Origin of the sequence: Micromonospora sp. LOL_015 (assembly GCF_048060275.1) — a bacterium.
GTDB lineage: Bacteria > Actinomycetota > Actinomycetes > Mycobacteriales > Micromonosporaceae > Micromonospora_E.
Genome location: NZ_JBHMIO010000049.1, coordinates 22,423 through 30,307 on the forward strand (window position 1 = coordinate 22,423; position 7,885 = coordinate 30,307).

General features: G+C 69.7%; 6 protein-coding genes. 3 read left to right on the plus strand and 3 right to left on the minus strand.

The features are described 5' to 3' along the window. Positions 1 to 154: 154 nt before the first annotated feature. On the plus strand, positions 155 to 2,218 hold the full coding sequence (locus ACFHWU_RS25150) for a transglycosylase domain-containing protein (protein ID WP_416567910.1): 2,064 nt from the start codon (positions 155 to 157) through the stop codon (positions 2,216 to 2,218). Here ACFHWU_RS25150 and ACFHWU_RS25155 read toward each other — a convergent pair. Next, entirely contained in the window at positions 2,198 to 3,757 is a 1,560-nt protein-coding gene (locus ACFHWU_RS25155; RefSeq protein WP_416591788.1) for a cobyrinate a,c-diamide synthase, read from the minus strand. The two genes, ACFHWU_RS25150 and ACFHWU_RS25155, sit on opposite strands and share 21 nt — an antisense overlap. 127 nt (positions 3,758 to 3,884) lie before the next feature. Between ACFHWU_RS25155 and ACFHWU_RS25160 the strand changes: the two genes are divergently transcribed. Together ACFHWU_RS25160 and ACFHWU_RS25165 are read left to right on the plus strand one after the other, a co-directional pair. Then, a complete protein-coding gene (locus ACFHWU_RS25160) occupies positions 3,885 to 4,724 on the plus strand; it encodes an SURF1 family protein (RefSeq protein ID WP_416567865.1) in 840 nt (279 codons plus the stop codon). Then, on the plus strand, positions 4,721 to 5,983 hold the full coding sequence (locus tag ACFHWU_RS25165) for an APC family permease (RefSeq protein WP_416591789.1): 1,263 nt from the start codon (positions 4,721 to 4,723) through the stop codon (positions 5,981 to 5,983). Before ACFHWU_RS25160 ends, ACFHWU_RS25165 begins: the two co-directional genes overlap by 4 nt. Before the next feature lie 86 nt (positions 5,984 to 6,069). Here ACFHWU_RS25165 and ACFHWU_RS25170 read toward each other — a convergent pair whose 3' ends face one another. After that, positions 6,070 to 6,372: a hypothetical protein gene (locus ACFHWU_RS25170; RefSeq protein ID WP_281551179.1), complete on the minus strand. Its 303-nt coding sequence runs from the start codon at positions 6,370 to 6,372 to the stop codon at positions 6,070 to 6,072. Between the two features lie 1,084 nt (positions 6,373 to 7,456). Then, positions 7,457 to 7,729: a winged helix-turn-helix domain-containing protein gene (locus tag ACFHWU_RS25175; protein ID WP_281551180.1), complete on the minus strand. Its 273-nt coding sequence runs from the start codon at positions 7,727 to 7,729 to the stop codon at positions 7,457 to 7,459. Positions 7,730 to 7,885: the final 156 nt, after the last annotated feature.

Here is a 7,885-nt window from a genome sequence, read left to right on the forward strand (position 1 = left end):
GATTTTAATCCTTTTGGTCACTTTATGTGGATGTCCGGCTTAGCTTTGGGCCGTGAGGAAACGCACCCGCCACCCAGCTCGCAGTGGCCGCCGCGTCCAACTGCTCCGGGCCGGTCTGATCGCCGGTGTCGTGGTCGCCGCCGCCGCGTACCCGATGGCCGCCGCCGCCGGTCTCGGCGTCATCGCCAGCACCAGGGCGATCGACCAGATTCCCAGCGAGCTGCGCGACGCCCAGCCCGCCCAGACGTCGTACGTCTACGCCGCCGACGGCAAGACCCTGGTGACGATGTTCTACGAGGAGCACCGCAGGTACGTACCGCTGACCGAGATGTCGCCGTTCATCCAGCAGGCCATCGTCGCTTCCGAGGACAACCGGTTCTACCAGCACTCCGGCGTCGACCCGAAGGGCGTCGCCCGGGCGTTCGTCGCCAACCAGCAGGCCGGCGGGGTGTCCCAGGGCGGCTCCACACTGACCATGCAGTACGTCCGGCTCGCCCTGCAGCAGACCGCCCAGAACCCGCTGGAGCTGCAGGCGGCCACGGCGCAGACCCCCGGCCGCAAGATCCGGGAGATCCGGATCGCCATGGAGCTCGAGAAGCAGATGTCCAAACCGGAGATCCTGGAGCGGTACCTCAACGCCGCCTACTTTGGTCACCGGGCGTACGGCATCTACGCCGCCGCAGAGATCTTCTTCTCCAAGCACCCGAAGGCGCTGACCGCCAGCGAGGCCGCGCTGATCGCCGGACTGGTCAAAGCACCGTCGGAGTACGACCCGGCGACATCGGACCAGGCCGCGGCCACCGAGCGGCGCAACTACGTCATCGACCGAATGGCCGACCTGGGCTACCTCTCCCCGGTCGCGGCCGAGCAGGCCAAGGCCGAACCGATCCGGCTCAACCTGAGCACCCCGCCGAACGAGTGCGTGTCGGTGCCGCAGGAGCACAACGACTGGGGCTTCTTCTGCGACTACCTCAAGTCCTGGTGGATGAGTCAGAAGGCGTTCGGCGACAGCCCGTCCGAGCGGCTGGCAAACCTGCGTACCGGCGGGTACCGGATCGTCACCAGCCTCGACCCCGGCATTCAGAAGGTCGCCCAGGAACAGGTCACTTCCCGGGAGTCGATCGGCAGTCCGTTCGCGCACGGCCTGGTGGCGGTCGAACCCGGCACCGGACAGGTCAAGGCGATGGCGGTCAACCGGGTCTACTCGCTCGACCAGACCGACAACGGCCAGCACTCCAACCCCAACCTGCGGGAGAAGGTCAAAGGCAACTACCCGAACACGGTGACACCGCTGCTCGGCGGCGGCGACCTGCCCGGGTACCAGGCCGGCTCGACCTTCAAGATGTTCACCATGCTGGCCGCGCTGGACGCCGGCATGCCGTTGCGCTCCGGATTCAACGCGCCGCACCGGATCAACTCCATCTACGACGGCGGCCAGGGCAGCAGCAGCTGCGGCGGACGGTGGTGCCCGAGCAACGCCGACGGGTCAATGGCCGGCTTCCACTACATGTGGTCCGGGTTCGGTAAGTCGGTCAACACCTACTTCGTCTGGCTGCTGCAGCAGGTCGGCGCGGAGAAGGCGGTGCAGATGGCCGAGCGGCTCGGGCTGCGTTGGCGCACCGACGTCGACCGGCGCAACGCCTCACCCGAGTACGCCAGCAAGTGGGGTGCCTTCACCCTCGGCGTATCCGACGTGACCCCGCTGGAAATGGCGAACGCGTACGCCACCATCGCCGCCGACGGCAGCCACTGCGAGGACTCCCCGGTGTTGGCGGTGGAGAACCCGGACGGCACCCCGGTCACCTACCGGGCGTTGACCGGGGTCGACGTCGAGGTGGCAGCCCCGCGCTGCCGGGCGGCCTTCTCGCCGGACGTGGCCCGAGCCGCCACCGACGCCGCCCGCTGCCCGGTCGGTGACCGCCCGGCCGCTGGCGGCTGTGGCGGCTGGGCCACCGCCGAAGGGGTCGCCAAGGCGGTCGGGCGACCGGTTGCCGGCAAGACCGGTACCACCGACAGCACCCGGTCCGCCTGGTTCACCGGATACACCCCGGAACTCGCGGTGGCCAGCTTCATCGCCGACCCGGACAACCCGTTCAACGCGGTCGGCGACTGGCAGTCGCAGAAGCCGGTGGACTCGGCCGCCGGTACGTTGAAGAACGCCCTCAAGGGCAAGCCGCCACGCCAGTTCACCCCGCCGTCAGCCGAGATCGTCGGCTGAGGCCACCAGCACCGGCTCGGTGTCCTCGTCGTCGCCGACCGACGGCGGCCGCGGCCCGGGCGGGTGCGGTGCGGCCGGGTGCGGTGCGGCCGGGTGCGGCGGCACCGGCGGGCCGGGCTCACCGGGCGGCGGGCCGACCCGGCCGTCGCCCGCCCCCGGCCGGCCGTCGGCGGCGGCGACCACCAGTCGCCGGGCGATCTCCGGTGCCCCCGCCCAGTGCAGCGTCAACTGGGAGGCGTGCACCCGACGCCAGACGAAGCCCTCCGGCACTCCGTTGCCCCACGTCCACGCGGGGGTGTGGCCGGCACGCGGGGAAACCACCGTCTGGTGCTGCTTGTAGCCGATCAGTCGACCACCGAGCGGCGCGACCGGGGTGGCCGCCCGCGACGTCGCCTCCCGGTAGCCGACGATCATCCGGTCGGTGGTCGACGCCGCCGCGTCGAACACCTCACCCATCGGCCGCCCGTCACACTCCCGGACCAGCCAGAGCAGCCCGGTCCCCTCGGCCAGCACCGGCCGACCGGACCGGGCCAGGTCGGCCACCGCGAGGGTCAACGCACGGTTCGCCGACAACTCCGGCAGGTAGGTCTCCGGCAGCCCGCCGGGCAGCACCAGCGCCGCCGTCGCCTCCGGCAACGACTCGTCCCGCAGCGGATCCACCGGCACCACCGCGGCACCGGCGGCGGTGAGCAGTTCGACCGTCTCCGCGTAGCCGTAGATCAGCTCAGCCGTGCCGGCGACCGCGATCACCGGACGCCGGGCCGGCGGCGGCGCCGGCACCCCGGCCGCCTCGGCCTCGGCGGCCAACGCGTCGCCGGCGGTCCACTCCGGCACCGGCAGCGGCGGCGCTGACCGGGCCATCGCCAGCACCAGGTCCAGGTCGACGGCCGCGTCCACCGCCTCACCCAGCCGGCGGATCAGCCGTACCGTGTCGATGTTGTGATGCGCGACCGGCACCACCCCGGCCGGGCGCGGGACCCCCGCCGGCAGTTCGCCCCGGTGCAGCGCGCCGAGCACCGGCACGCCGATCTCGTCCAAGGCGGTACGGAGCACCTGTTCGTGCCGCGCCGAGCTGACCCGGTTGAGGATCACCCCGCCGAGCCAGAGCAGTTCGTCGTACGCCCGGAAGCCGTGCACCAGCGCACCCACCGACTGGCCCATCGTCGCCGCGTCCACCACCAGCAGCACCGGGGCGCGCACGGCGGTGGCGACGGTCGCCGTGGACGGGCTGTCCGGCCGGCTGCCGAGACCGTCGAACAGCCCCATCGTCCCGGTGACCACGGCGATGTCGGCTCCGGCCGCACCGTGCACCAGCAGCGGACCGATCCGCCCGGAGCCCACCAGCATCGGGTCCAGGTTGCGGCCCGGCCGCCCGGCGGCGGCACCCAGATACGCGGCGTCGGTGTGTTCCGGCCCGACCTTCAGCCCGGCAGTGCTCAGCCCTCGGTGCCGCAGCGCGGCCAGCAGGCCGATCGCCACCGACGACTTGCCGTGGCCGGACGCGGGGGCGCTCACCACCAGGCGGGGCAGGGACGGCATCTGCGACTCCTCTGTACGTACGGGTGGCGGGCGGTTCCGGGCGACGGACGCCAGGTGGGGTCGGCCGGACCGCCACCGGCGGCATCGGTGGAACAGCCGCAAGACGATACCCGGTAGTCTCCGCCATGTGTACCGGTTCCTGCTGACGCCCCGGTGGCTGGGCTACCTCGTGGTGGCCCTGGCCGCCGCGGCGGTGATGGTTCAGCTGGGAAACTGGCAGCTCGACCGCTACCACCAACGCAGTGCGGTCAACGACCGGATCGACACCGCCGGGCAGCAGACCCCGGTCGAGCTGACCCGGGCCGCCGGCCGCCCCGGCCCGGCACCCGGCCAGGCCGGCGACGCGCCACCGGAGTCGGCGACCTGGACCAGGGTGACCGCCGTCGGACGCTACGACAGCGGCAACGACGTGCTGGTCCGCAGCCGTACGGTGAACAGCCGGGTCGGCTACGAGGTGCTCACCCCGCTGGTGCTGGCGGACGGTTCCGCGGTGCTGGTCGACCGGGGGTGGATCCCGCCGGACGACAGCGGGCTCGCCGTCGCGCCGCCGGTGCCGCCGGCACCGACCGGCGAGGTGACCGTGACCGGGCTGCTGCGCCAGCCGGAGCCGATGTCCGGCTCGGTGACCCGCCAGGACGGCACGCTGCAGACCCGGCGGATCGCCACCCCGGTGCTCGCCACAGAGTTGCCCTATCCGATCTACGGCGGCTACGTGCTGCTGCAGGAGCAGGACCCGCCGGCCGACCCGGTCTTCGTCGCCGTACCGATCCGGCACGAGAACAGCTGGCAGAACGGCGGCTACGTGGCCCAGTGGTGGATCTTCGCGGCGATGACCCTGGTCGGCTTCGGCTGGCTGGCCCGGCGCGAGGCACACAACCGGCGGCGGCCGGCCGGTGACGGTGACCGGGCCGATGCCACCGGAGGCGATGCCGACCCGGTCGACCGGCGTTCGCCTGCCGTACGGTGAGCCCGACCGACCCGTCGCCCGGCGGTCTGGCCCGCCGGCTGGGCACCGGCGACGCGGTGGTCGTCGGTCTCGGTGCGATGATCGGCGCCGGGGTGTTCGCCGCGTTCGCCCCGGCGGCGGCCGCCGCCGGCGGCTGGCTGCTCGCCGCGCTCGGCGTCGCCGCCGTGGTGGCCTACTGCAACGCGATGTCGTCGGCGCGGCTGGCCGCCCGCTACCCGGAGTCCGGCGGCACCTACGTGTACGGCCGACGCCGGCTCGGCGACTTCTGGGGCCACCTCGCCGGCTGGGGGTTCGTGGTCGGCAAGACCGCCTCGTGTGCGGCGATGGCGCTCACCGTCGGCAGCTACCTGGCCCCGGGATACGCCCGACCGGTCGCGGTCGCGGCGGTGGTCGCGCTCACCGCGCTGAACCTGTTCGGCGTGCACCGGTCGGCGCTGGCCACCCGGATCATCGTCGGTGTCGTGCTGGTGGTGCTGGCGGCGGTGGTCGTGGCCGGGCTGATCGGCGGCACCGGGCCGGTCGTCGGCGGGGCAGGCGGCGTACCCGTCGACGGCTGGGGGGTGCTGCAGGGCGCCGGGCTGCTCTTCTTCGCCTTCGCCGGCTACGCCCGGATCGCCACCCTCGGCGAGGAGGTCCGCGACCCGCGGCGCACCATCCCGCGGGCGATCCCGATCGCACTGGGCATCACCCTGGCGGTCTACGCGCTGGCTGCGGTCGCGGCGCTGCGGGCCCTGGGCCCGGCCGGGCTGGCCGACGCGCCGGCACCGCTGGCCGCCGCCGTGTCGCAGGCCGGTGCCGGCTGGTTGACCCCGGTGGTACGCGTCGGCGCGGCCACGGCGGCGCTCGGGGCGCTGCTGGCATTGATCCTCGGGGTGTCCCGGACCGTGTTCGCGATGTCCCGGGGCCGGCATCTGCCGGCCGGGCTGGACGCCGTACATCCGCGCCGTCAGGTGCCGCACCGGGCGGAGATCGCGGTCGGGGTCGCGGTGGTCGCCCTGGTCTGCGTCGCCGACCTGCGCGAGGCGATCGGCTTCTCGTCGTTCGGGGTACTGGTCTACTACGCGGTGGTCAACGCCGCCGCGTTGACCCTGCGCCGCGACGAGGGCGCGCTGCCGAAGGCCGTACCGGTCGTCGGGATCGCCGGCTGCCTGCTGCTGGCCGCCACCCTGCCCGGCACGGCAGTGCTCACCGGGCTGATGGTGTTCGCTGTCGGCGTCGGCGTCTGGTGGGCCGGCTGCGGCGTCCGCGCCCGAGGCTGACCGACAACCTGCGCGTGGACGTCGCGGGTTAGGCTACCTGGCTTACCCGGATCAGGCTCTATCCAGTCGAGAGATTGAGGCCATGGTCATGGTTTCGGGACGACCGTGACGCTTGGTTCCGGACGGTCCACCGAGAGCAAGAAAGCGCTCATCAGTAGCGAAAATGCCACGGTGAGCAGAGAGATGCCGAGCAGAACCTGATACGCGGTTCGGTGTCGCCGATCGGTACGCAGTCCCCAGATTGAAGCAACCGCACCGGCAGCCCCTACTGCACCGGCCAGCAGGAAGTTCACGATCAACGTCGCCAGGCCAAGGACGGACAGGACCGCCACAAGACCAATTTTGGAGTTCGTTTGCTCCGGACTGAGTGACTCTTGCTGGGTTGACATGGCATTCCTCCTGCGCTGTTGACAGATCGTACAAGATCCCCCTCACGTCCACACGTCGGCGAGGGGCCGGCGCGAAAACCCATCGCAATTGCGGTGGCCCTCGCACCGGCATAGCTCGATCAGAAGATTGAGCAGGTGAAATTGCCCGAGCTACCACCATTCGCCATACCGTTCAGACGAAGGCACTCGTCGACCGTCTGCACGTCCCAGCCGCCGACTCCCAAAATAAACCGTTGCTTAGCCCAAATTCGAGCAGTGTTGCTAACGATGCCGCTACCGTGAGATTGAACGCCAGCATGACGCCAGCCTATCGACTTAGTCTCCCCATCGGCATAGTCGTAGGTCGCGCTGGTAACAGTACTGCCCGAGTTACACCAGGTACCAACCACCCAGAAGGTGTAGAGGGTATTTCCTGCCAACGACGTAGAACTTCCGGTAGCTTGGCCAAGCCAACATGCGGAGATCGCGGGATTCTCATGCCTCATTTGTTGAAGAATTTCCCGGTCGACCGGAGCCAAAGCAGTGGTCCTAAACTGGACCGTTTTCACAAGCATGCGGCTATCGAATGCTGCCCGCTCCCCTGACAGACAACTCTTCATATTCGACCTCTGGATCGACTGACGCGTAGACCTTGTCTACTACGGCGACTGGATCCACTCGCTCCACTGCGGTTGCCGCACCGGAACTCAACAACACGACAAGTGCGGCGACAACTGCACACAGTAACGAAGCTAACCCTCTTCTGATCATCAATTCCCAATTCAAGATCGATTAGCGTTAGCCCTGGGCATAGGCGAATATTAGTCACATAATAGGTTGAAAATCGCGATCTGTCAAGTATCCGACAGTCTCCTGTGGTTCGCGACTAGGCGGTCCTAGTTGGCCGATCCACGAAGTAGCCATGAGCCGCAGCGGCAGACCCCAGTCGGTGCGGCCGCCAGCGACAGCCACGAGGCTGACCCGCCACGAAAGTCCGCCCTCCCGACACTCCTTGTCACTTGCCCGACTACCAGCCGCTGGGGTGGGCTGGTTAGTGACGATTGGATGCCAGGAAGCCAGGTGACCTGCCACTACGCCGCAACCCTCAGATCTCGAAATCTGGCTCGTCATCATCGTCACCGTCGGGCAGTAGCCATCGGTCGCTGGGCTCGACGAAGGTGCCTTTGCCCTGGTGGCGGCGGACCAGCCGGCGCGCTTCCAGCCGCACGAGGACCATCTTGATGGTCGTGGCACCGACCGTGTAGCGCTTGCTCATCTCGGCGATCGAGGGCAGCTTCTCCCCTGGCTTGAGCCGGCCGCTGACGATCGCTGCGGCGTAGGCGTCCGAAATGCGGACATAGTCGGGCTGCGTAGGCATTTGGAGTCTCCTTGCACGGCAACCCGATTCGATCACGAGACACGTGACCGCGACAAGGATTCATTGACATAGGCGGCTTAGAGCGACCGGCAATAGGGTCCAAGATCCGGACATGCGGGTACCTGGAAGTAGTAGGCAGGCACGGGTCCATCGATC